This is a genomic window from Kitasatospora sp. NPDC097691, from assembly GCF_040302665.1.
In the GTDB taxonomy this organism is placed as follows: domain Bacteria; phylum Actinomycetota; class Actinomycetes; order Streptomycetales; family Streptomycetaceae; genus Kitasatospora.
Genome location: NZ_JBEORY010000019.1, coordinates 111,658 through 135,749 on the forward strand (window position 1 = coordinate 111,658; position 24,092 = coordinate 135,749).

At 73.2% G+C, this 24,092-nt stretch carries 24 protein-coding genes, 1 pseudogene and 1 riboswitch; of the genes and pseudogenes, 6 read left to right on the forward strand and 19 right to left on the reverse strand.

Annotated elements, in window-relative coordinates; all coding sequences use genetic code 11:
• Positions 1-11: 11 nt before the first annotated feature.
• The 6 genes and pseudogenes from ABTY56_RS16350 to rpmB form a co-directional block, all read right to left on the reverse strand.
• Positions 12-1,118, reverse strand: a complete 1,107-nt coding sequence (locus ABTY56_RS16350; protein WP_350629440.1) for a M24 family metallopeptidase — start codon at positions 1,116-1,118, stop codon at positions 12-14.
• 225 nt (positions 1,119-1,343) lie between these two features.
• Entirely contained in the window at positions 1,344-1,517 is a 174-nt protein-coding gene (gene rpmF / locus ABTY56_RS16355; RefSeq protein ID WP_350629441.1) for a 50S ribosomal protein L32, read from the reverse strand.
• A 9-nt stretch (positions 1,518-1,526) separates the two neighbouring features.
• A complete protein-coding gene (gene rpsR / locus ABTY56_RS16360) occupies positions 1,527-1,805 on the reverse strand; it encodes a 30S ribosomal protein S18 (RefSeq protein ID WP_350629442.1) in 279 nt (92 codons plus the stop codon).
• Positions 1,806-1,820: 15 nt separating this feature from the next.
• Positions 1,821-2,998 (reverse strand): annotated as a pseudogene (locus ABTY56_RS16365) (CobW family GTP-binding protein).
• A gap of 5 nt (positions 2,999-3,003) precedes the next feature.
• Positions 3,004-3,309, reverse strand: coding sequence for a 30S ribosomal protein S14 (rpsN, locus tag ABTY56_RS16370; RefSeq protein WP_350629443.1), 306 nt, complete (start codon positions 3,307-3,309; stop codon positions 3,004-3,006).
• On the reverse strand, positions 3,309-3,545 hold the full coding sequence (gene rpmB, locus ABTY56_RS16375; protein WP_350629444.1) for a 50S ribosomal protein L28: 237 nt from the start codon (positions 3,543-3,545) through the stop codon (positions 3,309-3,311). Before rpmB ends, rpsN begins: the two co-directional genes overlap by 1 nt.
• Before the next feature lie 139 nt (positions 3,546-3,684).
• On the opposite strand from rpmB, the gene rpmG reads away from it, so the two are divergent.
• Positions 3,685-3,849 carry a 50S ribosomal protein L33 gene (rpmG, locus tag ABTY56_RS16380; RefSeq protein WP_097238718.1) on the forward strand — a complete coding sequence of 55 codons (165 nt, stop codon included), beginning with the start codon at positions 3,685-3,687 and terminating at the stop codon, positions 3,847-3,849.
• 40 nt (positions 3,850-3,889) lie between these two features.
• Entirely contained in the window at positions 3,890-4,138 is a 249-nt protein-coding gene (locus ABTY56_RS16385) for a type B 50S ribosomal protein L31 (protein ID WP_350629445.1), read from the forward strand.
• 153 nt (positions 4,139-4,291) lie between these two features.
• On the opposite strand, the gene ABTY56_RS16390 is transcribed toward ABTY56_RS16385, so the two are convergent.
• On the reverse strand, positions 4,292-4,864 hold the full coding sequence (locus ABTY56_RS16390; protein WP_350629446.1) for a helix-turn-helix domain-containing protein: 573 nt from the start codon (positions 4,862-4,864) through the stop codon (positions 4,292-4,294).
• A gap of 199 nt (positions 4,865-5,063) precedes the next feature.
• Here ABTY56_RS16390 and ABTY56_RS16395 point away from each other — a divergent pair, with 199 nt between their 5' ends.
• Positions 5,064-5,918 (forward strand): EamA family transporter, encoded by an 855-nt coding sequence (locus ABTY56_RS16395; protein WP_350629447.1) that lies wholly within the window; start codon positions 5,064-5,066, stop codon positions 5,916-5,918.
• Between the two features lie 189 nt (positions 5,919-6,107).
• Here the strand turns inward: ABTY56_RS16395 and nicT are convergent, their stop codons facing one another.
• Positions 6,108-7,223 carry a Nickel transporter NicT gene (gene nicT, locus ABTY56_RS16400; protein ID WP_350629448.1) on the reverse strand — a complete coding sequence of 372 codons (1,116 nt, stop codon included), beginning with the start codon at positions 7,221-7,223 and terminating at the stop codon, positions 6,108-6,110.
• Between the two features lie 32 nt (positions 7,224-7,255).
• A riboswitch (cobalamin riboswitch) is annotated at positions 7,256-7,471 on the reverse strand.
• Between the two features lie 81 nt (positions 7,472-7,552).
• Between nicT and ABTY56_RS16405 the strand changes: the two genes are divergently transcribed.
• Both ABTY56_RS16405 and ABTY56_RS16410 read left to right on the forward strand, forming a co-directional pair.
• Complete coding sequence (locus ABTY56_RS16405) at positions 7,553-7,936, forward strand: ArsR/SmtB family transcription factor (RefSeq protein WP_350629449.1); 384 nt, start codon at positions 7,553-7,555, stop codon at positions 7,934-7,936.
• A 54-nt stretch (positions 7,937-7,990) separates the two neighbouring features.
• Positions 7,991-9,694 carry a CDP-glycerol glycerophosphotransferase family protein gene (locus tag ABTY56_RS16410; RefSeq protein ID WP_350629450.1) on the forward strand — a complete coding sequence of 568 codons (1,704 nt, stop codon included), beginning with the start codon at positions 7,991-7,993 and terminating at the stop codon, positions 9,692-9,694.
• 78 nt (positions 9,695-9,772) lie between these two features.
• Here the strand turns inward: ABTY56_RS16410 and ABTY56_RS16415 are convergent, their stop codons facing one another.
• From ABTY56_RS16415 to mltG (ABTY56_RS16460), 10 genes are all read right to left on the reverse strand, one after another.
• Positions 9,773-11,791, reverse strand: coding sequence for an AAA family ATPase (locus tag ABTY56_RS16415; RefSeq protein ID WP_350629451.1), 2,019 nt, complete (start codon positions 11,789-11,791; stop codon positions 9,773-9,775).
• Positions 11,792-11,862: 71 nt separating this feature from the next.
• Positions 11,863-12,672, reverse strand: coding sequence for an Fpg/Nei family DNA glycosylase (locus tag ABTY56_RS16420; protein ID WP_350629452.1), 810 nt, complete (start codon positions 12,670-12,672; stop codon positions 11,863-11,865).
• A 79-nt stretch (positions 12,673-12,751) separates the two neighbouring features.
• Positions 12,752-13,675, reverse strand: coding sequence for an AAA family ATPase (locus ABTY56_RS16425; protein WP_350629463.1), 924 nt, complete (start codon positions 13,673-13,675; stop codon positions 12,752-12,754).
• A gap of 182 nt (positions 13,676-13,857) precedes the next feature.
• On the reverse strand, positions 13,858-14,286 hold the full coding sequence (aroQ, locus tag ABTY56_RS16430) for a type II 3-dehydroquinate dehydratase (protein ID WP_148647724.1): 429 nt from the start codon (positions 14,284-14,286) through the stop codon (positions 13,858-13,860).
• 8 nt (positions 14,287-14,294) lie between these two features.
• Positions 14,295-15,386 carry a 3-dehydroquinate synthase gene (aroB, locus tag ABTY56_RS16435; protein ID WP_350629453.1) on the reverse strand — a complete coding sequence of 364 codons (1,092 nt, stop codon included), beginning with the start codon at positions 15,384-15,386 and terminating at the stop codon, positions 14,295-14,297.
• Complete coding sequence (locus ABTY56_RS16440) at positions 15,379-15,900, reverse strand: shikimate kinase (RefSeq protein ID WP_350629454.1); 522 nt, start codon at positions 15,898-15,900, stop codon at positions 15,379-15,381. Before ABTY56_RS16440 ends, aroB begins: the two co-directional genes overlap by 8 nt.
• Complete coding sequence (gene aroC / locus ABTY56_RS16445; RefSeq protein ID WP_350629455.1) at positions 15,897-17,081, reverse strand: chorismate synthase; 1,185 nt, start codon at positions 17,079-17,081, stop codon at positions 15,897-15,899. Before aroC ends, ABTY56_RS16440 begins: the two co-directional genes overlap by 4 nt.
• Positions 17,082-17,366: 285 nt before the next feature.
• Positions 17,367-18,197 (reverse strand): shikimate dehydrogenase, encoded by an 831-nt coding sequence (locus ABTY56_RS16450; RefSeq protein ID WP_350629456.1) that lies wholly within the window; start codon positions 18,195-18,197, stop codon positions 17,367-17,369.
• 94 nt (positions 18,198-18,291) lie between these two features.
• Positions 18,292-20,193 carry an endolytic transglycosylase MltG gene (mltG, locus tag ABTY56_RS16455; RefSeq protein ID WP_350629457.1) on the reverse strand — a complete coding sequence of 634 codons (1,902 nt, stop codon included), beginning with the start codon at positions 20,191-20,193 and terminating at the stop codon, positions 18,292-18,294.
• Positions 20,194-20,381: 188 nt separating this feature from the next.
• Positions 20,382-21,650 (reverse strand): endolytic transglycosylase MltG, encoded by a 1,269-nt coding sequence (gene mltG, locus ABTY56_RS16460; protein ID WP_350629458.1) that lies wholly within the window; start codon positions 21,648-21,650, stop codon positions 20,382-20,384.
• On the opposite strand from mltG (ABTY56_RS16460), the gene parC reads away from it, so the two are divergent.
• Positions 21,630-23,603, forward strand: a complete 1,974-nt coding sequence (gene parC, locus ABTY56_RS16465) for a DNA topoisomerase IV subunit A (RefSeq protein WP_350629459.1) — start codon at positions 21,630-21,632, stop codon at positions 23,601-23,603. The two genes, mltG (ABTY56_RS16460) and parC, sit on opposite strands and share 21 nt — an antisense overlap.
• A gap of 218 nt (positions 23,604-23,821) precedes the next feature.
• Here parC and infA read toward each other — a convergent pair.
• Positions 23,822-24,092: translation initiation factor IF-1 (infA, locus tag ABTY56_RS16470; RefSeq protein ID WP_350629460.1), on the reverse strand; the 271-nt coding region annotated here is incomplete at its 5' end.

Here is a 24,092-nt window from a genome sequence, read left to right on the forward strand (position 1 = left end):
CGAGGCCGCGGTCACAGGGCGAGGAGCTCCTTGGTGGTGATGGTGAGCAGCTCGGGCCCGCCCTCTTCGAGGGGGCGCACGACGAGCGTGTCCTCGATCCGGACGCCGCCCTTGCCTGGGAGGTGGACCCCTGGGCCGACGGTGACCGGTACGCGGCTGTCCAGTTTACCCATGTCCGACGGGCCGAGTCGCGGCGCCTCCCGGATCTCCAGCCCGATGCCGTGGCCCACCGGGTGCGGCGAGGCCTCGGTGTGGCCCGCCGCCTCCAGGACCTGCCGGGCGGCCCGGTCGGGTACGCACTGCTCCACGCCAGGTCCGAGGGCCTCCCGACCGGCCCGCTGGGCGCGGAAGACCAGCCGGTGCAGCTCCACCTGCCAGGGCGCCGGAGCAGCGCCGATCACGAAGGTGCGCGCGGTGGAGACGCCGTAGCCGCGGTACTGGGCGCCCATCACCACGGTCAGGAAGTCACCCTCCTCCACCCGGCGGTCGGTCGGCTGGTGGGCGGCCTGGCCGGAGTGGCTGCCGGTGCCCACCGACACCGGGAAGGCGGCCCGGTCGGCACCGTGGTCGATCATCCGGCGCTCCAGCTCCATGGCCAGGTGCCGCTCGGTGCGCCCGACCAGGATCGACTCCAGCAGCTCGCCGAGCGCCTGGTCGGCGATCTCGGCGGCGATCCGCAGGTCGGCGATCTCGTGCTCGTCCTTGACCACCCGCAGCCGCTCGACCAGCTGTCCCAGATCGACCAGCCGGGCCCGCTCCACCCGGCCCGCCACCGCCCGGTGCCGGCTGACGGTCAGGTCGTGCTCCTCCACGGCCAGCCCCGCCACCCCGAAGCTCGCCGCCGTGGCCGCGGCGGCCAGCGCGGTGTCCGTCCCGGCCGCCACCGGCAGCTGGGTCACGTCCGGGGCGATCAGGTGCTCCCCCGTGTCGTCCGGCGGCAGGTCGTCCGGCAACGCGAGCAGCGCCCGCTCCCTGGTCAGCAGCAGTGTCGCCCCGCAGGGCGCGCAGCCCGTCAGATACCGCACGTTCGCCGCGCGGGTGATCAGCGCCGCATCGGCCCCGGCCGCACTGCAGTGCTCCCTCACCCGCTCCCGCCGCCCCGCGTACGCATCCGCCATGCGTCGAGCCTACGAACCCCCGGCCGGAACCGCCCGCCGAGCACCCCCGACAGGACCCCGGGGTGCCTCCCCGCGCCCGTCCGCGCCCCCGCACCACCGGCCGGTTCCCGCCACCCGGGCGGCCCGGACCGGCCACGGCGGCACGGTGGGCCGGTACCGCCGACGTCGCCGGCGGCGCCGGGGAGCCCACACCCCCCGGCGGCACCCGCCTCGTACCGACCCGCGCTACGCCCCGTCCGGGTCGATCAGCCCGCGCCGGTAGGCCGGGACCAGGTTCTGCGGCACGAGCAGCTCCCGGCCGTCGATCGTGATCGGGACCAGCCTCGGAGCGGTCGCCTTCCACCGGGCGCGGCGGTGCCGGGTGTTGCTGCGGGAGGTCCTGCGCTTGGGTACGGCCATCGGAGTCTCCTATCGGGTGGGGCCGGAGGTGTACGGGAGGAGGGCCGTCTCGCGGGCGTTCTTGATCGCCCGGGCCACGGCCCGCTGCTGCTGCTGCTGCTGCTGCTGCACGGTGGTGGGGGTACCCCCGGCCGAAGGCTGGGGGAGGGTGACCCTGCGACTGCGGATCCTGCCGCGGTCGGAGACGAAGCGGCGCAGCAGGTCGGTGTCCTTGTCGTCGACGTACTCGATGCCGGCCGCGATCAGGTGGTCGGGCCGGTTTCTCGGCGGGGCGGTTCGGTTGCGCATGGCAGCGGGGTCCTTTCAGTGGACGGGGTCGAGCAGGTCCCGGAAGGCGTCGGGCAGGGCCTTCCAGCCGGGTTCGCCGGCGGCGAGTTCGGTGTCGGTGAGCAGGCAGGAGTCGAGCAGGGCGGTGATGCCGTCCGCGTCCAGCCCCTCCGCGGTGAAGCTGAGCTGCTGGACCCGGTCGCCGTGCAGGGGTGCCAGTCGAGGGCGGCGGCGGCCCGGCGCGTGGGCGGGTAGAGCTCCCAGGCCGCGTCGGGGAGGGCGGTGAGCCAGGGCCCGCACTCCTCGACCGTGAGGTCGGCCCCCGCCGCGTCCCAGGCCAGCAGCAGGTCGGGACGGTTGGCCAGCCAGAAGCGACCGCGGCTGCGCTGTGCCGCCGGGACGAGCAGTTCCAGCGCCTCGTGCAGCCGCCCCGGGTGCAGCGGCCGGCGGCGTTCCCACACCAGGGTGGTGACGCCCGCCTCGTCCCGCTGCTGCGGCAGCAGCGCGATCGCCGGGTTGACCCGGTCGCGGGCGGCGGCGACGTCGAAGCCGCCGAGCGCGGCCCGGGTGAGGGTGCCGGTGCCGAGCCGGACGACCCGGGCGGTGGCGTAGAGCTGACGCAGCAGCGCGAGCCCCGGCGCGTGCGCCGTGGCGCGCGGGACGGCGAGGGTGGTGGCGTACTCGATCTGGTGGGCGAGCGCCTCCGCGCGGGTCCGCTCGTCCCGCCCGGCGGTGTGCTCGCCGTGAGCCACCAGGTCGTCGGGGACGGACAGTTCGCCGATCAGCCGGTCCGGGTCGACCGCGGTGACCACGCCCGCGAGTTCGACGACGTCCGCGAGCTGTCGCCCGTCCGCCTCGCCCGCGGCGATCACCTCCACGGCCGGGTGCGGGTCGCTGCCGCCCCACAGTTCGACGATCGCGAGTCCGTAGCGGCCCTCGTCGGCGATCTCCAGCAGCCGGGGCAGCAGGTCCTCGCGCAGGGCGCAGCACGGGCAGTCGTTGGTCAGCGGTACGTCGTCCACGTCGAACGCCCCTCCGGCGTCGCGCAGTTCGCGGTGGACCAGGCCGAGCGAGGCGTCCCGCAGGTCGTGCCGCAGCACCACCGCCTCCACCGCGGCGGCGGTCAACTCCTCGACGGCGGCGCGGCGCTCGTCGGCGTGCAGCCCGGCGACGACGACCACCGGCAGCTTGATCCCGTCCGGGTCGGCCGTCATGCCGCTCACCAGCCGGCCTTGCGGACGCCCGGCAGGTGGCCGGCGTGGGCGTGCGTGCGGAGGTTGATCCGGGAGAGGCCGAAGGCGCGCAGGTAGCCGCGGGGGCGACCGTCCACGGCGTCGCGGTTGCGGATCCGGGTGGCACCGGCGTCGCGCGGCCGGCGGGCGAGTTCGGCCTGCGCGGCGGCGCGCTCGGCCGGGTCGGTGCCGGGGCCGGCGATGGTCCTCTTCAGTTCGGCCCGGCGCTCTGCGTATCGCGCGACGACGGCGCGTCGCCGCTCGTTCTTGGCGATCTTGCTCTGCTTGGCCATCAGACCTTCTCCCCCCGGGCCCGGATGCGGGCGACGGCGGCCTCGATGCCGATCGCGTCGACGGTGCGGATGCCCTTGGCGCTCAGCGCGAGGCGGACGTACCGGCCCTCGCTGGGCAGCCAGTAGCGCTTGCGCTGGATGTTGGGGTCGAAGCGGCGGGGGGTGCGGCGGTGCGAGTGCGAGATCGCGTTGCCGAAGCCGGGTCGGCGGCCGGTGAGTTGGCAGCGGGCAGACATGGGTGCTTCTTGCTCCCTGGCGTCCGGGAATGGGCAGGACGGAGCTCACGTTACACTAGATGAAAATGACATCCATTTCCGTGTACGGTTTCGGCCCAGCACCCCGAACACCAGCACCCAGGCCCCAGGAGGACACCCCGTGGCCCGCAGCGAACTGCGCCCCGTCATCAAGCTCCGCTCCACCGCCGGCACCGGATTCACGTACGTGACCCGCAAGAACCGCCGCAACGACCCGGACCGGATGGTCCTGCGCAAGTACGACCCGGTCGCGGGCCGGCACGTCGACTTCCGCGAGGAGCGCTGAACACCCCCGCACCCGACCGACCCCCAGGAGGAACCCAGCCATGAAGCCCGGAATCCACCCCGCCTACCGCCCGGTCGTCTTCCGCGACAAGGTCGGCGGCCTCGCCTTCCTGACCCGGTCGACGGTCACCGCCGACCGCACCGTCGAGTGGGAGGACGGCAACACCTACCCGGTGATCGACGTGGAGATCTCCTCGGCGAGCCACCCCTTCTACACCGGCCAGTCCCGCGTGCTCGACACCGCGGGGCGGGTCGAGCGCTTCCGCCGGCGGTACGGCGACCAGCACTGAGAACGTCGCAACGGCGCCTCCCGGGCGGGGAGGCGCCGTTGCGGCATGCCATGACAGCGGTCCGGAACGGGGGTCCGAGACGGGGCCCGAGACGGGGGCGGCGACAGGATTCGGCGGCAGGGCGCGGCGGCAGGGGTCAGCGCGGCGGCAGGGTCAGCGCGGCGGCGGCACGGAGACCACCATGGTCAGCGCCAGCGTCCGCTCGCCCGCGTTGCGGTAGGCGTGCGGGTACGAGGCGTCGAAGGAGACCGTGCCGCCGACCGGCACCAGGTGCTCGCGCTCGTCGTGCACCAGGGTCAGCTCGCCCTCGTCGACCCGGACGATCTCCACCGTCCCGGCCGGGTGCGGGTCCGAGGAGTACTCCTCGCCCGGCTCCATCCGCCAGCTCCACAGCTCCAGCGGGCCGGGCGCCTCGATCCCGTGCAGCAGGATGCCGGTTCCGCCGGCCGACCCGGCCCACAGCGGCACGGCCTGGTCGGCCGGCACGATCCGGACGTCCGGACCCCTCTCGTAGTCGAGCATCGTGGCGATCGAGACGCCCAGTGCGTCGCCGAGCCGGACGACGGTGGCCACGCTGGGGTTGGTACGACCCTGCTCGATCTGGACGATCATGCCGCGGCTCACGCCGGAGCGGGCGGCGAGGGCGTCCAGGGTGTGGCCACGCTCGGTGCGCAGCCGCTTGAGGTTGCGGGCGAGGGCCCGGGAGACGAGGTCAGGATCCGGCACGCGGTCAGTCCTCCGGTGTGTCCACTGGTCGAAACAGTACGGAATAGTGTTCTGCAAGTTCAGTTTGTTGCACTACGCTGCCAGCCTCGGCAACGAGTCCACCCGACTGTACTTCGGAGTGCATTGTGCTGTCCTTGAATCCCTCCCCACCCGGCAGACCCACCGAGCCCACGAACCCCCTACGGCCCGGGGCCCGCCCGTGACCGCCCTGCTCGCGCTCTCCGCCAGCCTGCTCTGGGGCGTCGCCGACTTCGGCGGCGGCGCACTCGCCCGGCGGCTGCCCGCGCTCGCCGTGGTGGTCGCCTCCCAGGCGGCGGCCGCCGCCGTGCTGCTGGCCGCCGTCGTCGCCACCGGCGGCTGGACCGACGCCTCCCCCGCCCTCTGGTACGCCGTCGCGGCCGGGGTGATCGGCCCGTTCGCGGTCCTCGCCTTCTACCGGGCGCTCGCACTCGGCCCGATGGGCGTGGTCTCGCCGCTGACCACCGTCTCCGTCCTCGTACCCGTCGGCGTCGGCCTCGCCCTCGGCGACCGCCCGGGCCCCGGCCGGATCGCCGGGATCGCGGTCGCGGTGGCCGGCGTCGTACTGGCCGCCGGGCCCGAGCGCGGCGGCCGGGCCGCCGCCCGCAGCACACTGCTGCTCACCCTGGGCGCCGCCCTGAGCTTCGGCACGGTGATGGCCCTGATCGCGCACGCCTCGACCGGCGGCGGCCTGCTGCTGGTGCTGTGCGTCCAGCGGGTCTGCAACGTCGCCGTCGGCGGCGCCACCCTGCTGGCCGGCCTGCGTCGCTCCGGGGGTACGGCCGGCCTGCTGCCCGGACTGCGGGCCCGGCTGCCGCTGCTCACCGCGGTCGGGCTGGCCGACGTCATCGCCAACGCCGTCTTCGCGATGGCCTCGCACCGCGGCTCGGCCACCGTGGCCGCCGTCCTGTCCTCGCTCTACCCCGTGGTCACCGCGTTGATGGCCCGCGGGGTGTTCAAGGAGCGGCTGCGCCCGGTCCAGGTGGTCGGCGCCGGGCTCGCCGTCGCGGGCACCCTGCTGCTCGCGGCCGCATGAGAGTCGCTCATGACGCTGCCCCATGAGCCGTGCTCATGGGGCAGCGTCATGAGCCGGCCTCATGGCCCGAGGACATGAGCCGACCTCATGGGTGCCCCCCATGAGTCACGCTCATGCCGCACCCCCATGAGAGGCACTCATACCCCCGGCTCAGGACCCTTCAGGACCCTTCAGGACCTCTCGGCACCCTCAGGACCCCTCGGGCGCCCAGCGCTTCTCGACCCGGGCGAGCTTCCAGTACCCGATCGCCACCGCCCAGACCACCACGAACAGCCCGGCGATCGCGTAGCCGACGTTGTCCAGCGAGATGCCCGCGATCCAGCCGCTCACCGGGTCGGTCAGGTCGAGTTTCTCGTGCAGCACACCGACCAGCTCGATGGTGCCGATGATGAAGGCCACCGCGATCGACAGCCCCGTGATGGTCAGGTTGTAGTACACCTTGCGCACCGGGTTGGCGAAGGCCCACTGGTACGCGAAGTTCATGAACGTCCCGTCCAGGGTGTCGAACAGGCTCATCCCGGCCGCGAACAGCAGCGGCAGGCAGACGATCGCGTACCAGGGCAGCCCGGAGGCCGCACCCGAGCCGGCCATCACCATCAGGGTGACCTCGGTCGCGGTGTCGAAGCCCAGGCCCAGCACCATGCCGACCGGGAACATCTGCCCGGGCCGGGTGATCGACCGGGTGGCCCGGTTCAGCACCCGGGCCATGAAGCCGCGCGAGTCGAGGTGCGCCTCCAGCTCCGCCTCGTCGTACTGCCCGGCCCGCATCGCCCGGAACACCTTGAGGATCCCGAGCAGCGCCGCCAGGTTGAGCGCCCCGATCAGGTACAGGAACGCGCCGGAGGCCGTCGTCCCGACCATCCCGAGCCACTGGTGGGTGGTCGACTCGTCGTCCATCAGCGTGTTCGCCAGCTGCGCGCCGCCCGCCACCAGGGCGGCCATGACGACCACCATCGAGGAGTGCCCGAGGGCGAACCAGAAGCCCACCGAGACCGGCCGCTTGCCGTCCGCCATCAGCTTGCGGGTGGTGTTGTCGATCACCGCGATGTGGTCGGCGTCGAAGGCGTGCCGCATCCCGAGGGTGTACGCGGTGATCCCCAGGCCCACCCCGAAGACCTGGGTACCGACCGCGTACCGCTCGGGTGCCACCAGGAAGACGAGCGTCCCGAAGGCCACCACGTGCATGGCCAGGATCACGCCCATCAGCCCGGCCGTACGGACGGTGTCCTCGCGCCTCCACCGGAAGGTGGGCAACACGGAGGGCGCCGCCCCGGCGTCCGTGGCGGCGGTTTCGGGCAGGGTCATCTGCGGATCACGCTCCAGCACCTCGTGGAATCACTTCGTGAGATGCCGCGGCCGGTCTCCTGGCTTACGGGACACGCCCGTACCCGCCTTCCCGGGCACGCGAGGCGCCCAGTGACGTCGTGGGTACGGACGGCGCTCCCCCGCGGACGGGGGAACGGCCCGATCACAGTGGCGAGGGCCGCTCCGGACTCCGGACCCCTGAGGATCCGTCACCGGTCTTCCCGAGCACCACGGCGGGCTACACGGTAGGGCCAGGCCCCGACCCATGCAAGGCTGCGCACCTGCGCAGGTGTCCAGGATCACAGCTGCCTGCCTGCAAGAATGTCCGCATGCATCTCGTACCGACCGACCGCGCGGGCCACCGCACCATCGACGGACACCGGGTCTGCGAGGCCATCGCCGCGATCGGTGACGCCGCGCACGTCCGGTCCTGGGCCGAGCGGTTCTCGCTGCTCGCCGACCCTGGGCGACTCGCCCTGCTGCTCGCCCTCCACCGGGCCGGTCCGCTCGCCGTCACCGACCTCGCGGTCGCCACCGGCATGCGCGACCCCGCCGTCTCCCAGGCCCTGCGGCTGCTCCGCACGGCCGGCGTGGTCACCGGCGACAAGGACGGACGCGTCGTGCGCTACCGGCTCGTCGACCAGGACATGCGCCCCCTCCTCGACGAGTGCGCCGCCGCCGAGCACCACGAGCCCACCGCCGCGGCAGGCTGACCGACACTCGGGAAACACGGCCACGGCGGCACCCCGGATGAGTACGATCATGGTGTGCCGTCCCACCCCCACGCCTGGCCCGCCGACCGCTGGAACACCCGACCGGTCAAGGCCCGCGTGCTGGCGGTCGCCCGCACCCTCACGTCGGCCACCCGGGTCCTGGACGTCCTCACCCTGCTGGACCCGGAGGGCGTCGAGCGGTACTTCACCGTCAACCCCGGTTCCGCCTTCGCCGATCGCGCCCTGGACGAGTACCTGCGCGGCCTGCCCGGCTTCACCCTGCTGGACTGGGAGGACGCCGTCCGGCACCGCTTCGACCTGGCCGTCGCCTGCGCCGTGCACTCCTCCATGCACCGCCTGGACGCCCGGCTCGTGGTGCTCCCGCACGGCGCCGGCTACAACCGCCTGGTGACCGAGTCCACCGGCGACACGGTCAGCGCCGCTGGCCTCTCCCGCAACGAACTCACCCACCGCGGGCAGGTGTTCGTGGACGTCCTCGGCCTCTCCCACCCCGAGCAGCTGGACCGCCTGCGGGCCTCCTGCCCCGAGGCACTGGACGTCGCCCGGGTCGTCGGCGACCCGTGCTTCGACCGGATGCTGCGCAGCCTGCGCTCCCGCGACGCCTACCGCGCCGCGCTCGGCGCCGTCGACGGCCGACGGCTCGTCGTCGTCAACTCCACCTGGAGCGAGCACTCGTTATTCGGCCGCCGCCCCGACCTGCCCCAGCGCCTGGTCCGCCGGCTGCCCGCCGACGAGTACACCGTCGCCGTCGTCCTGCACCCCAACATCTGGAGCCGGCACGACCCCGAGGCCCTGCTCGGCGCAGCCCGCCGGATGGGCCTTCGCCTGGTCCCGCCGCACCAGGGCTGGCAGGCCGCCCTGGTCGCCGCCGACTGCCTGATCGGCGACCACGGCTCGGTCTCCGTCTACGGCGCCGCCCTGGAGCGGCCCACCGTGCTGGTCGCCACCGGCGCCGCCGAACTCGACCCGCGCTCCCCCGGCTACGCCTTCGGCCAGGCCGCACCCGTGCTCGACCCCGACGGCGACCTCGCCGCCCAGCTCGAACTGGCCCTGGGCAAACAGGACCCGGCCGCCCTGCGCCCGCTCACCGACCGCTCGCTGAGCCGCCGCGGCCGCTCCGCCGAGCTGCTGCGCCCACTGCTCTACTCCTTCCTGGAACAGCTGGACGAACCCGGGGACGAACCGCTCCTGCCGCCCTACCCCAGGCCGGTCCCGCGGCCGGGAACCACCGACGCGCCCACCGCGTACGACGTCGAGGGCGAGAGCGAGGGCACCGAGGTCAGCCTGCGGCGCTACCCCTTCGACCCGGCCGACCACATCCCGCGCGGCTTCCACGCGCTCACCGACGAGCACCCCGGTGACGCCCTGCGCTACACCGCCGAGGTGCTGGCCCGCACCGAGGCCCGCGCCGAGCGCCCCGCCACCCACTGGCTCGCCGACACCGCCGCCGAACTCCCCGGCCTCGCCGTCGCGGTGGCCGCCCTCGGCCCGGCCCGCCACCTGCTCCGGCTGCGTACCGGGCTACTCCTCGAAGCCCGCGCCGAACCGGACTGGGGCAGCCCCGAGCCCCGCCTCGACCCGCTGCTGCTCGGCTCCGCCGTCGCCTGCTGGCTCGCCGACGGCGGCGACCCGGCCGGCCTCGCCGAGCACGGGCTCACCGTCCGCACCGGCGAACACCGCACCCGGGTCTCCTTCACCACCGAGCCGCCCCGACCGTCCCTGCCCGCCCGCTCCTAGCCGTCCCAGCCTCCCCGGCCGTCCCGGTCCCAGCCGTCCCAGCCTCCCCGGCCGTCCCGGTCCCAGCCGTCCCCCGTCCTAGCCCTCCCGGCCGTCCCGGCCCCGCAGCTCCCGCAGCCGCTCGCGGCTGCGCTCCGCCAGCGCCTCGTCGCCCAACTCCGCCGCGAGGCCGACGAGCAGGGTGTGCGCCTGCGCCTCCTTGGCGTACTGCTTGCGCTGCTCGGCCTGCCGGGCGCAGTCAGCGGCGTGGACGACCGCGAGGCGCGGCTGCCCGAGCGCGCGGTGGGCCCGGGCGCGGACCAGCGGCAGCTTCATCAGCATGTCGCGGTCGTCGGTGTCCGCGGCCCGCCCCGTGGCGCCGTCCAGCACGGTCAGCGCCTCCTCCGCCCGACCGTCCGCGATCAGTGCCTGTGCCAGGTTGTAGCTCTGGACGATCTCGCCGTGGTCGTCGCCCCGGTTCTCCGCCAGCGCCAGCGTGAACCGTTCCACCGCGTCGCCGGGCCGGCCGTCGGCCAGGCAGAGCAGGCCGTCGGTCTCGTGGAGCACGCCCACCACGCGGCGGTCCGCCACCAACGGCAGCTGCTCCGCGGCGAGCGCCAACTGCTCGGCCGCGAGCCGGTACTCCTTGCGCTCGAAATGGGCGCGGGCGAGCTGGTTGCGCATCCGGACCACGGCGGCCGGCTGGCTGTCCCACTGGGCCGACTCGACGCCGAGCCGGTGGGTCGCGATCCAGTCCTCGTAGAGCTTGCGGCCGTGGTAAAGCGGCCAGAGCGACTCGCAGAGCCGCCACACCTCGCCGTGCCACTGCTGCGCGGCCGCCTCCTCCACCACCGCGCGCAGGTCGGCCCGTTCGGCGTGCAGCCACTCCAGGGCCGCCGCGCCGGAGGCGAAACCGGGCAGCTCCTCGCCACCGGCCTCCTGCAGCCGCAGCCTCTCGCCCATCGCCCGGTCGGCCAGCGAGGCCCGGCCCCGGTAGTAGGCCACCACCCGGGCGAGGAGTTCCGTCCGACCGGGCAGGTCGCGGGTGCGGCGGTAGGCGTGCAGCCGCACCACGTCGTGGGCGCGGTAGCGCGTCTCGGGGCCGTCGTCCACCACCTCGTCGAGCAGGTGGACGGCGCGCAGCTCGTCCAGCGCCGCACCGGCCTGCTCGACACCCGCCGCGCGCGCCGACTCGGCCGACACGAAGGGGCCCGGGTGCACGCCGATCAGGCGGTAGAGCGCCCGGCCCTGCGGTGACAGCCGCTCGTGGACCAGGTCGTACGTCGGGCCGAGGGCGTTCTCCTCGTCGTCGAGCAGGGCCGATCCGCCTTCCCGGTCGTGCAGTTCGGCCACCACCCGGCCGACCGGCAGGTTGTCCCGGTCCAGCAGCTGGCTGCCGACCGCGTTCAGCGCCAGCGGCAGCCCGCCGCACAGCTCGACCAGCGCCGCCAGCTCCCCGTCCGTGCCCCGCCCGGCGCCCAGCCAGGCCCGCACCAGATCGGCGCCGGCCGTCGTGCTCAGCGGCCCGAGCTGCCGTACCTCGGCGCCGTCCGTCCGCAGCGCGGGCAGCCGCCGCCGGCTCGCGACCACCACCAGCCCGCTCGACGGGAGCAGGGCGCGCACCTCGGCGGCGTGCTCGACGTTGTCCAGGAAGAACAGGCACCGCCGCTCCGCGGTGACGGTACGGAACATCGTGAAGCGCTCCGCCTCCACCGCCGGGGGCTCCGACCCGAGGGCGCGCAGGAAGCCGGCCAGCAGCGACGGGAGGTCCACCCCGCCCCGGTGCCGGTAGGCCAGGAGGTCCGCGTAGAGATCCCCGCCCGGGAAGCGGGCCCGGTGCTCCTCGGTGAACTTGGCGATCAGCTCGGTCTTCCCGACCCCGCCGAGCCCGGTGAACACCACGATCCCCAGCCCGCCCGCCTCGACCCGGCCCAACGCCGCGGTCAGCGCGGCGAGTTCCGGCTCCCGGTTGACGAATGGGCCGTGCGGCAGGCGGACCTGACGGGGCCTCGGCGGCGGCTCCACCTGGTGGAGGTGCACCGATCCGATGGTGTCGGCCTGCACCACGTGGCCGCCCACCGTCCCTGACACGGTGTTGGCCACCCGGCGTTGCTCCATCTGCCCGCTCCCTCCGACCGGTCGGCCCCAGCCTACGGGCTGGGCGCCGGGCCGGAGGGCGGATCAGCTCCTCAGGCCGCCTGGCAGGTCGGGCACCAGAACAGGTTGCGCGCGGCGTGCTCCTCCGTGCGGACGTCCGTGCCGCAGACCAGGCAGGGCATCGCCGCCCGCCGGTAGACGTACACCTCGCCGCCGTGGTCGTCCACGCGGGGCGGGCGGCCCATCGCCTCGGGGGTGTGCTCGGGACGGACGGTGTCGATCCGGCCGGCCGCGACGCCCTCGTGCATCAGCGCGACCAGGTCGGCCCAGATCGCGTCCCATTCCTTCCGGGTGAGGTCGCGCCCGGCGCGGTGCGGGTCGATGCCGTGCCGGAACAGCACCTCGGCCCGGTAGACGTTGCCCACCCCGGCCAGCACCTTCTGGTCCATCAGCAGCGCGGCGACCGTCGTCCGGCTGCCCGATATCCGGCGCCAGGCGGCCTCCGGCTCGGCGTCGGCCCGCAGCGGGTCGGGCCCGAGGCGGGCCGCGACGGCGGCCTTCTGCGCGTCGGTGACGAGCGCGCAGGTGTTGGGACCGCGCAGGTCCGCGTAGCCGTCCTCGCCCTCCAGCCGCAGCCGGACCAGGCCGACCGGCTCGGGCGCCGGGCCGGTGGCGAAGGTGAAGCCGCCGTAGAGCCCGAGGTGGATGTGCACCCAGCCGCCCTCCTCGAAACCGAGGAAGAGGTGCTTTCCGGTGGCCTCGGCACCGGTGAGCAGCTGCCCGTCGATCACCTTGGCCTCGTCGGCGAACCGGCCCTGCGGGCTGGAGACCCGGACCGGGCGCCCGCCGAAGGCCTTCCGGTTCTCGGCGGCGAGGCGGTGGATGATGTGGCCTTCCGGCACGGGCGTCAGCTCCTCGGGACGCTGCGACAGGACCGGTCCATCATCGCAGCCGGCACCGACAGCCCCACGAATCCGCAGGTCAGCGGACCGGCATGCCCATCAGCCGGGCCAGGATCACGCGGTCCAGCTCGGCGGCCGTGCCGGCCACGTCCAGATAGGAGTTGTCGATGATCGGCAGCCCGGAGTTGTACCAGCCGGCCATCCGCCCGTGGATGCGCGCCACTTCCTCGTCCCCGAGGCGCCGGTTGCCGCTGCGCCGGGCGTTGCGGCGCAGCACCGAGTCCAGGCTGGGGAGCAGGACGACCGGGATCATGCCGGGGCCGATGTGCCGCTTCCAGCCGCCGAGGCCGATCGCCGGGCGGTCCGGGAAGACCGCGTCGTCGATGATGCAGGAGATGCCGTTGGCCAGGTAGTTGCGGCAGGCGAAGCCGCAGGTGCGGCGGGCCAGCCGGTACTGCGCCTCGGAAGCGTTGTTCCAGCCGGACTGCGGGTTGGCGAAGCCGGACTGCACCCACTCGCGGACGTCGTCCAGGCTGATGTGCGCGGTCGGGGTGGGCCGGCGCTCGGCCCAGTACCGGGCGACGGTGGTCTTGCCGGCCCCGGCCGGACCGATCAGCAGGACGGCGATCGGCCCGGTGGGCGCGTGCTGCTGCGGCGGGTGGGCGGGCAGCTGGACGGGCATCCCGGACGGCAGCACGAAGTGCCCGGTCCCGCCGGCGGGAACCGCCGCGCTGGGTCCCTGGGCGGGCGCCGAGACCGCTGCCGGGGCTGGGGCCGGCGCCGGAACCGGACCGCCGGCAGGAGCCGGAGCATTCACGGGCGCTGGAGCAGGTACGGGCGCCGACGCAGGCACGGGCGCAGGCACAGGCGCAGGCACAGGCGCAGGCACCGGAGCGGGCGCGGGCGGCTGCGGAGCAGCCGGCGCGGGCCTGACCGGTGGCGGAGGAGGAGGCGGAACCGGCGCCCCCGACGGGGTCACCCCCGCACCGCCCCCCGGCGGCACCGGCGGAGCGGCGGGACGCGGCGGGACCTGCCCGCCTCCGGCGTACTGCGTCACGGCACCTCCCGACACCTCTCAGCGGGGACACTACACGGCGGCCCGGCGGCGGGCACAGTCCGCTGCCGGGCCGCGGGCCCCGTCGGCCGGGCCGACTCCCACCTGCGGGAGTCGGCCCGGCCCCGCGCTCAGCGCGTGGTGAGCTGCTCGGCCAGCGCGCGCAGCGCCAGCTCGTACGAGCCGAGCCCGAAACCGGCGATGGTGCCGGAGGCCACCGCGGCGATCACCGAGGTGTGCCGGAAGGTCTCCCGGGCGTACGGGTTGGAGATGTGCACCTCGATCAGCGGCGCGGTGCGCTGCGCGGCGGCGTCCCGCATCGCGTACGAGTAGTGCGTGAACGCACCCGGGTTGATCACCACGGGCACCTGCCCGTCGGCCGCCTCGTGCAGCCACTCCACCATCTGCTGCTCGGAGTTGGTCTCGTGCACCTCGACCTCGAAGCCGAACTCCTTGCCGAGCGCGGTGCAGCGCTCGACCAGCCCGGCGTACGAGGTGGCGCCGTAGACGTCCGGCTCGCGGCTGCCGAGCCGGCCCAGGTTGGGGCCGTTGAGCACCATCACCCTGGTCACGCCGCGACCTCCGCGTAGGCGGCGACCAGCAGGGACGGGTCGGGGCCCTCCAGCACCGAGGTCTTGCCCAGACCGTCCAGGACGATGAAGCGGATCAGGTCGCCGCGGGACTTCTTGTCGATCTTCATCGCGTCCAGCAGCTTCGGCCAGGCGTCCGCGCGGTAGCTCAGCGGCAGGCCGACCGAGGCCAGCACGGTCCGGTGCCGGTCGGCCGTCTCGTCGTCCAACCGGCCCGCCAGACGGCCGAGTTCGGCGGCGAAGACCATGCCGATGGAGATCGCGGCGCCGTGCCGCCACTTGTACCGCTCGTTGCGCTCGATGGCGTGGCCGAGGGTGTGGCCGTAGTTGAGGATCTCGCGCTGCCCGGATTCCTTGAGGTCCCCGGAGACCACGTCGGCCTTGACCTGGATGGCGCGGCGGATCAGCTCGACGGTGTGCGGGCCGGCCGGGGTCTTGGCGCCCTCGGGGTCGGCCTCGATCAGGTCGAGGATCGCCGGGTCGGCGATGAAGCCGCACTTGATGACCTCGGCGAGGCCGGAGACGTAGTCGTGCTTGGGCACGGTCTCCAGGGTGCCGAGGTCGGCCAGCACGCCCACCGGCGGGTGGAAGGCGCCGACCATGTTCTTGCCCTCGGCGATGTTGATGCCGGTCTTGCCGCCGACGGCCGCGTCGACCATGCCGAGCAGCGTGGTGGGCATGGAGATCCAGCGCACCCCGCGCAGCCAGGTCGCGGCGACGAAGCCGGCCAGGTCGGTGGTGGCGCCGCCGCCGAGGCCGACGATGACGTCGCTGCGGGTGAACCCGGTCTGCCCGAGCACCGACCAGCAGTACGCGGCGACCTCGGCGCTCTTGGCGTCCTCGGCGTTCGGCACCTGCAGCGCGATCGCCTCGTAGCCCTCGCCGAGCAGGTCCTCGCGGACGGCGTCGGCGGTGGCGGCCAGCGCCTCCGGGTGGATGATCGCGACCCGCTTGGCGCGGTTGCCGATCAGCGGTGCCAGCTCACCGAGCAGCTGGTGCCCGATCAGCACATCGTACGGGTCGTGGCCGGCGCTGCCGCCGACGTGGATCCTGACGGTGGTGTCAGTCATGGGGGGTCTTCAGCTCCAGTGCTTCCAGTACGGCGTCCGCGACCTGCTCGGGGGTGCGCCCTGCGGTGTCGACGACGGCGGTGGCCACCTCCAGGTAGAGGGGGCGGCGGGCGTCCATCAGCTCGCGCCAGCGGGCCCGCGGGTTGACGGCCAGCAGCGGGCGCGGGGCGTCCAGGCCGACCCGCTTGACCGCGTCGGCGAGCGGGACCTCCAGGAAGACCACCGGCAGCTCGCGCAGCAACGCGCGGGTGCCGTCGGCCATCACCGCGCCGCCGCCGAGCGCCAGCACGCCGTCGTGCCCGGTGGCGGCGTCGCGCACGGCGGCCACCTCCAGCGCACGGAAGTGCGGCTCGCCCTCGTCGATGAAGATCTCCGGGATCGGCTTGCCGGCCGTCGTCTCGATGTCGGCGTCGGTGTCCCGGAAGCCGACGCCCAGGCGCTCGGCCAGGGCCCGCCCGACGGTGGACTTGCCACTGCCGGGCGGGCCGACCAGCACCACGACAGGTTCGGTCATCGGATGATCAGGTGGTCGAGGTAGCCCTGCACGTTGCGGCGGGTCTCGCTGACGTGGTCGCCGCCGAACTTCTCGTTGACCGCGTCGGCCAGCACCAGCGCGACCATCGCCTCGGCGACGATGCCCGCGGCGGGCACCGCGCAGACGTCCGAGCGCTGGTGGTGCGCCTTGGCCGGCTCGCCGGTGCGCACGTCCAGGGTCTGCAGCGCCCGCGGCACGGTGGCGATCGGCTTCATCGCGGCGCGCACCCGCAGCACCTCGCCGGTGGACAGGCCGCCCTCGGTGCCGCCGGACCGGCCGGAGGTGCGCTTGACGCCCTCGGGGGTCGGGACGATCTCGTCGTGCGCCTTGGAACCCGGCACCCGGGCCAGGTCGAAGCCGTCGCCGACCTCGACGCCCTTGATCGCCTGGATGCCCATCAGCGCGGCGGCCAGCCGCGCGTCCAGCCGGCGGTCCCAGTGCACGTGCGAGCCGAGGCCCACCGGCACGCCGTACGCCAGCACCTCGACGACGCCGCCGAGGGTGTCACCGTCCTTGTGGGCCTGGTCGATCTCGGCGACCATCGCCTTCGAGGCGTCCGCGTCCAGGCAGCGCACCGGGTCGGCGTCCAGCCGGGCCTCGTCCGAGGGCAGCGGCAGCACGCCGGCCGGCGCCTTGGCGGCGGCCAGCTCGACCACGTGGCTGACGATCTCGATCCCGGCCACCTCGCGCAGGTACGAGCGGGCGACGGCGCCCAGCGCGACCCGAGCGGCCGTCTCCCGGGCGCTGGCGCGCTCCAGGATCGGCCGGGCCTCCTCGATCGAGTACTTCTGCATGCCGGCCAGGTCGGCGTGGCCGGGCCGGGGGCGGGTGAGCGCCTCGTTGCGGGCCAGGCCCGCCAGCACCTCGGGGTCGACCGGGTCGGCCGACATGACCTGCTCCCACTTCGGCCACTCGGTGTTGCCGACCATGATCGCGACGGGGCTGCCCATGCTCAGGCCGTGCCGGACGCCGCCGAGGAAGGTCACCTCGTCCTGCTCGAACTTCATCCGCGCCCCGCGGCCGTAACCGAGCCGACGGCGCGCCAACGCGTCGGCCACCACGGCGGTGGTGACCGGTACGCCGGCGGGCAGGCCTTCCAGCGTCGCGACGAGTGCGGGGCCGTGCGACTCCCCCGCCGTCAGCCAGCGCAACGTACCCAACGGAGCTCCTTCATCAGCGGACCGGCCCACGGCACCGCCGGGGCCCGCCCGAGCGTGCCTTCTGTCCGAATCCTTTCATGCCCCGGCGGCACCCGGAGGCAGAGTCCGCGTGACGGACGGCAACCGGTCACCATCCGGCCGGGGGACGGACGGGGGACCGCAGGAGGACCGCCAGGGGACGGCCGGAAGACAGCGGGGAGACGGTGAGGAGACGGCCGACGGGCAGCCCCGAGAAGGCGGCGACCCGCCCGAAGGCCCGGCCCGACGCGCGGCCCGGCACCCGGCTCAGCGCCCGGCGAGCGCCTTCTCCCCCGCCTCGCGCATCGCCGCCAGCGGCCCGGGAACCCGCCCGGTGAAGGCCTCGCTCTGCAGCACCGCCTGGTGCACCAGCAGGTCCAGCCCGCCCAGGACGGTCGCCCCGCGCTCGGCACAGGCGGCCGCCAGCGCCGTCGGCCACGGGTGGTACAGCACGTCGAACAACGCGCCCGGCGCCGCGGGCAGCGACCCGGCGAAGCCGTCCGTCGCGCCGACCGGCGTGGTGGAGACGGTCAGCGGCTGCGCCAGCGCCTCGGCCCCGTGCTCCCAGTCGGCGGTGCGGACGACCACGCCCAGCCGCTCGCCCAGCTCGGCCATCTCCCGGGCCCGCTCGGCGCTGCGCACGTAGACCGTCACCTCGCCGGTGCAGATCTGGGCGAGCGCGGCCAGCGCCGACGAAGCCGTGGCCCCGGCGCCCAGGACGGCGGCACCGGACACCTCGGTGATCCCGCGCTCGCGCAACGCGTTGACCAGCCCGGGGACGTCGGTGTTGTCCCCGGTGCGCCGGCCGTCGGCGGTGAACACCACGGTGTTGACCGCGTCCACCGAACGGGCCGTCGCACTGACCTCGTCGAGCAGCGGGATGATCGCCCGCTTGAGCGGCATGGTCAGCGACAGCCCCGCCCACTCGGCCTCGTCCAGCCCGGCGACGAAGCCGGGCAGCGCGGCCTCGTCGACCTCGAAGCGGTCGTAGCGCCAGCCGTCCAGACCGAGCGCCGCGAAGGCGGCCCGGTGCAGGTCCGGCGAGAGCGAGTGGGCGATCGGCGAGCCGAGGACGGCCGCCCGGTGCTTGCTGGTCAACGCTGCCTCTCCATGAACGGCTCCGTGAACGGCTCCGTGAACGGCTCCGTCAACGACTCCGTCAACGGCGCCACGAACGGCCTTCCGGCCGCGGCTACTTGGCGGTGGTGCAGTGGCCGCGGGCCTCGTCGAAGCCCTGCCCGGCCGCCTGGCAGTACTCCTTGACGTTGGCGTAGTGCTCCTTGCTCGTCTCGGCGAACCGCGTCTCGGTCGGGGACATCGCGATGAAGTACAGCCACTTGCCGTCCGCCGGGTGCAGCACCGCGTTCAGCGCGTCGTCGCCGGGGTTGGCGATCGGCGTCGGCGGCAGGCCCGGGTTGATGTAGGTGTTGTACTTGTTGGACGCGTCGTCCATGTCGCCCTTGTTGAGGTCCTTGCGGCCCAACGAGTACTGGAGCGTGGTGTCCATGCCGAGCCGGTGGTTGATCTCGCCCCCGGCGGCCAGCCGGTTCTGGATGGTCTTGGCCATCTTGGCGAAGTCCGCCGGGTTGTTGCCCTCACGCTGGAGGATGCTCGCCTCGGTGATCACCTCGTACCCGGTCTTCAGGCCCACCGAGGCGGCCTGGGAGTCCAGGTTGGCGTACTTGTCGGTGGCGTTCTTCACCATCTGCTTCAGCAGGTCCTCGGGCTTCATGCCGTCGGAGATGTTGTAGCGGGTCGGCCAGAGGAAGCCCTCGATCTTGCCGTTGGCGTAGGCCGGCAGGCCGAGGTCGTTGATCTGGGCCTGGGCGACGGCGGCCGTGGCGCCCTTCTGCAGCTTCAGCTTGGTGTCGATCAGCGTGTAGATCTCGGTGGAGTTCTTGCCCTCCGGGATCACGATCGCCGCACCGCCCGCCTGCGCGAGCAGCTCCTTGAGCGCGGCGGCGGCCGGCATCTCCTTCTTCAGGACGTAGAAGCCCGGCTGGACGGAGGTGCACTTGGGTTCGGCCTTGCAGGCGTCGGAGAACGCGTCGACGCTCTTGACCACACCGGTGTTCTTCAGCGCCAGGCCGATCTGCCCGGCGACCGCGTCCTTCTTGACCTCGAACTGGACGGAGCCGGTGCCCTCGCCGGTGAAGTCCGGCGCCGGGCCGAAGTGTTCCTGGTAGAAGCCGTAGCCCCACCAGCCGGCGCCGCCGACGGCGCCGAGCAGCACCACCGCGACCAGCAGGCAGGCGCCGCCGTTGCGGCGGCCCGACTTCTTGCCCTTCTCCTTGCGCTTCTTCTTCGCCTCGCGGGAGTCGTCCTGCTCGGAGAGGAAGCCGCTGTCCTCGGCCTCGGCGTGCCCGTCGAGGTACCCGCCGTCCTCGGGGTGGCCGTCCGCACGGCCGTCCCACTCGTCGGTCCCGGCCTCGGGCGCGCCGCCGACCGGGGCGCCGGACTCCAGCGCGGCGGCCTCGGCCTCCCAGTCGATGCCGTCCGGCCCGGGGCCCGAAGCGGGCGCGGGCGCCGCCTGCGGCCGGGTCTGCTGCTGCGCCGTCTGCTGCTGGGGCGGCACGCCCTGCTGCTGGACACCGGGCTGCTGCTGCATGCCCGGCTGCTGCATGCCGGGCTGTTGCATCCCCGGCTGCTGCATGCCGGGCTGTTGCGCGCCCGGGAACCCCTGCTGCGGGTAGCCCTGCTGCTGCATCGGCTGCTGCTGCATCGGCATCTGCTGTTGCTGCTGCTGCGGGTAACCCTGCTGCTGCATCTGCTGGAACGCCTGCTGCGCGTGCCCCTGCGGCATGAAGCCCTGCTGACCGCCCTGGTACCCCTGCTGCTGGAACGCCTGCGGCATCTGCTGCTGCGGGTAGCCCTGCTGCTGCATCTGCTGCTGGAACACCTGCTGCTGGGGGTACCCCTGCTGCACGTCCCCGTACGGCTGCTGGACCTGCTGGCCCTGCTGGCCCTGCTGCGGGTACTGCTGCTGCCACTGGCCGTCCTGCTGGCCGGGGACCGGCTGTCGGCCGTCGTACCCGGGATCACCGGGGTGCCACGGCTCGCCCTGGGGGGCGTAGCCCCCACCGAGATCGGTCATTGATCCCCTTAACCGACGGTGACGGCCGGCGGATCGGACCGGCCGTCCGGGACGGCATCGTCCCGGCTGAATCTCGAACCGGCGTGCTAGCGCAGCGCCTGGAGGGAGACGTTACCGTACCGCAGCCTTACCCCCACCCGGGCGAACGCACCGTCACCGGGCGGCCTCACGGACGGCACACAAGATCACTACGGAGTCGCCGCACCCGGTCCGGAGGAAGCTCCGGGTGCCGGACCGGGGCCGGAGGCGGAGGCCGAGGCCGAGGCCGAGGCCGGAGCCGACCCGCTCGGCTTCGCCGCCGCCCGGTTGGCGTTGAACTCCGCCACGTTGCGCTGCTGCACGTCGAAGTTGTCGGTGAACCGGGTGTCCCCGGGCTTCACGGTGACGAAGTACAGCCAGTCCCCCGGCGTCGGGTCCAGCGCCGCCATGATCGCCTGCCGCCCCGGGTTGGAGATCGGCGTCGGCGGCAGCCCGGGGTGCAGGTAGGTGTTGTACGGGGAGTCCAACTTGGTCTCGGTCACCGTGGTGTTCAGGGTCGACCGGCCGAGCGCGTAGTTGATCGTGGAGTCCAGTTGCAGCGGCATGTGCTTGGCCAGCCGGTTGTAGATCACCCGGGCCACCTTGCCCATGTCCTCGGTGTTGTCGGCCTCGCCCTGCACCATGCTGGCCACGGTGACCAGCCCGTACACGCTCTGCCCGAGGTTCTGCGCGACGACGTTGGCGTCGTCCCTGGTGAACTCCTTGCCGGCCCGCTCCACCATCTGCTTCAGCAGGTCGATCGCGGTGGTCCCGTCGGTGACGCTGTACGTCGCCGGGAACAGGTAGCCCTCGGGGCTGCCGTTCGTGAAGTCCGGCAGGCCCAGCTCGGCGCCCTGCTCCTGGACGGTGCGCTGGGTGGTGCCGTCGGGCAGGCCGAGCTTCTTGTCGATGGCGGCGTAGATCTGGTAGCCGCGCCAGCCCTCGGGGATGGTCAGGCCGTTGGCGTTGGCCGGGTCGATCAGGATTGCCAGCGCCGCGACGGCCGACATCTTCTGCTTCAGCGTGTACGTCCCGGGCTGGATCCGCCCGGCGGCGGCCGCGCTGCCCTTCGCGGCCCGGGTGAAGGCGAGCGAGCTGGCCACCACCCCGTTGCGGACCAGCGCGGACGCGATCTGGGACAGGCCCGCGCCCTCCGGCACCGAGACCTGGACGCTGCCGGTGCCCTGCCCGGCGAAGTCGGCGGCGGCCGGGGGCTTGCGCTGCGCCTGGAACCACGTGTAGCCGGTCAGCCCGATCCCGCCGAACACCGCGATCAGCGCGAGCGCGGTGAGCCCGCAGGCCAGGCCGTTGCGCCGCCGGTGCGGATCCGGCGCATCGGGGCGCGGGCGGGGCGCGGACGGCGGCCGGCCCTCCGGCTCCAGCACCGGCGCACCCAGGTGTCCGGGGGTGAGCCCGGGGTGGAAGTCCTGGTCGGTCATCGCACGTCCCCTCGACGGTCCCAGATCACTCCGGATCGACCACAATCGATCCGGAACGGCATCGGAAACGGCCCCGCCGCCTACCGCTACACCGAGGCGCGGCTCACCGAGGTCGCCCGGCTCCTGCTCGACGGGATCGACGAGGACACGGTCGATTTCCGCGCCTCCTACAACGGCGAGAAGGAGGAGCCGATCGTCCTGCCGGCGGCCTTCCCGAACCTGCTCGCCAACGGCAGCCAGGGCATCGCGGTCGGCATGGCGACCTCGATCCCGCCGCACAACGCGGCCGAACTCTGCGACGCGGCGCTCTACCTGATCCAGAACCGCGAGGCGACCTCCGAGCAGCTCTGCACCTTCGTGCAGGGGCCGGACTTCCCCACTGGCGGCATCCTGATCGACAGCCCGGAGACCATCCGCGAGGCCTACCGCACCGGCCGCGGCGGTTTCCGCGTGCGGGCGCGCTGGGCCAAGGAGGATCTCGGGCGCGGCACCTGGAACATCGTCGTCACCGAGATCCCCTACGGCGTGCCGAAGGCCCGGCTCATCGAGAAGCTCGCGGATCTGCTCCAAGAGAAGAAGCTGCCGCTGCTCGCCGACGTGCGCGACGAGTCGGCCGAGGACGTGCGGGTCGTGCTGGAGCCGCGCTCGCGCTCGGTCGATCCGGTCATGCTGATGGAATCGCTGTTCCGGCTCTCCGAGCTGGAGGCGCGGGTGCCTTTGAACCTCAACGTCCTCGTCGGCGGCGTCGTGCCGCGCGTCATCGGACTGGCCGAGTGCCTGCGGGAATGGGTCGATCACCGCCGCGTCGTGCTCCAGCGTCGCTCGCGCTACCGCCTCGGCCAGATCGAGCGCCGCCTCGAGATCCTGGGCGGCCTGCTCATCGTCTATCTCGACCTCGACGAGGTGATCCGCATCATCCGCGAGGAGGACGAGCCGAAGGCCAGCCTCATGGCCCGGTTCGAACTCACCGAGGTCCAGGCCAACGCCATCCTCGACACCCGCCTGCGCTCCCTGCGCAAGCTGGAGGAGATGGAGCTGAAGCGCGAGTTCGACGCGCTGACCCTGGAAAAGGCCGGGATCGAGGAATTGCTGGCGTCCGAGAAGCTGCAATGGACCGACATCACCCGGCAGATCCGCGCGGTGAAGAAGACCTTCGGGCCCGAGACCAAGCTGGGCAAGCGCCGCACCACCCTGGAGAATCCGCCCGACACCGCCGGCATCGACTTCACCGCCGCCATGGTCGAGCGCGAGCCGATCACCGTGATCCTGTCGGAGAAGGGCTGGGTGCGCGCCCTCAAGGGTCACGTCACCGATCTGTCAGGCGTCGCCTTCAAGGGCGACGACACCCTCAAGGTCTCGTTTCTCAGCGAAACGACGGCCAAGATCCTGCTGCTCGCCTCGAACGGCAAGGTCTTCACATTGGAAGCCTCGAAGCTGCCCGGCGGGCGCGGCTTCGGTGATCCGGTGCGGCTGATGGTGGATCTCGACGACGGCACCGAGATCGTCGCAGCTCTGCCCTACAAGCCGGAGAGCCGGCTGCTGATCGCCGGCTCGGACGGGCGCGGCTTCATCGCGCCCTCCGACGCGCTGGTCGCCAACACCCGCAAGGGCAAGGCGATCCTCGGTCTCGACGAGGGAGCGAGCGCGGTGCTGCTGGTCCCGGCCGAGGGCGACCACATCGCCGTCTGCTCGTCGGACAAGCTGATGCTGGTCTTCCCGGCCTCCGAGGTGACGGAACTCGGCCGCGGCAAGGGCGTGCGCCTGCAGCGCTGCCGCCAGAGCCGGCTCACGGACGCCTGCGTCTTCACCCTGGCCGAGGGGCTGCCCTGGCGCGACGGCGCCGGTCAGCGGCTCGCTCAAAGCGCGATGCTGGAGAAGTGGATGGGCCACCGGTCCGATGCCGGGACGCTGATGACCCGCAGCTTCCCGAAGTTCGAGCGGTTCGGGAAGTAGTTTTTGGGGAGTCGGCGGTGTCCTCTGGGAGGCCGCCCATCGGTCTTATCGAACGACGAACCGCCTCATGACGCGCTCTCCGTCATTGCGAGGCGGAGCCGAAGCAATCCAGCGCTCCGCACCATCTGGAGAGGTCGCGCTACTGGATCGCTTCGCATCCACTCGCGATGACGGCGTATCGCCGAACCTGCATCGATCAGTCGGAAGTCGTAGGATGCCTATCGCCGCCGGAACTGCTGGCCGCCGCGCTGGGGCGGACGCGGACCGGTCGGGCCACGCTCGTCCTTGTGGCGGAACACCAGACGGCCCTTCTCCAGGTCGTAGGGGGACATCTCGACGGTGACGCGGTCGCCGGCCAGGGTCTTGATGCGGTTCTTCTTCATCTTGCCGGCAGTGTAGGCCACGATCTCGTGACCCTGATCGAGCTGCACGCGGTAGCGCGCGTCCGGCAGGATCTCGACGACCAAGCCGTCGAACTGCATCAATTCC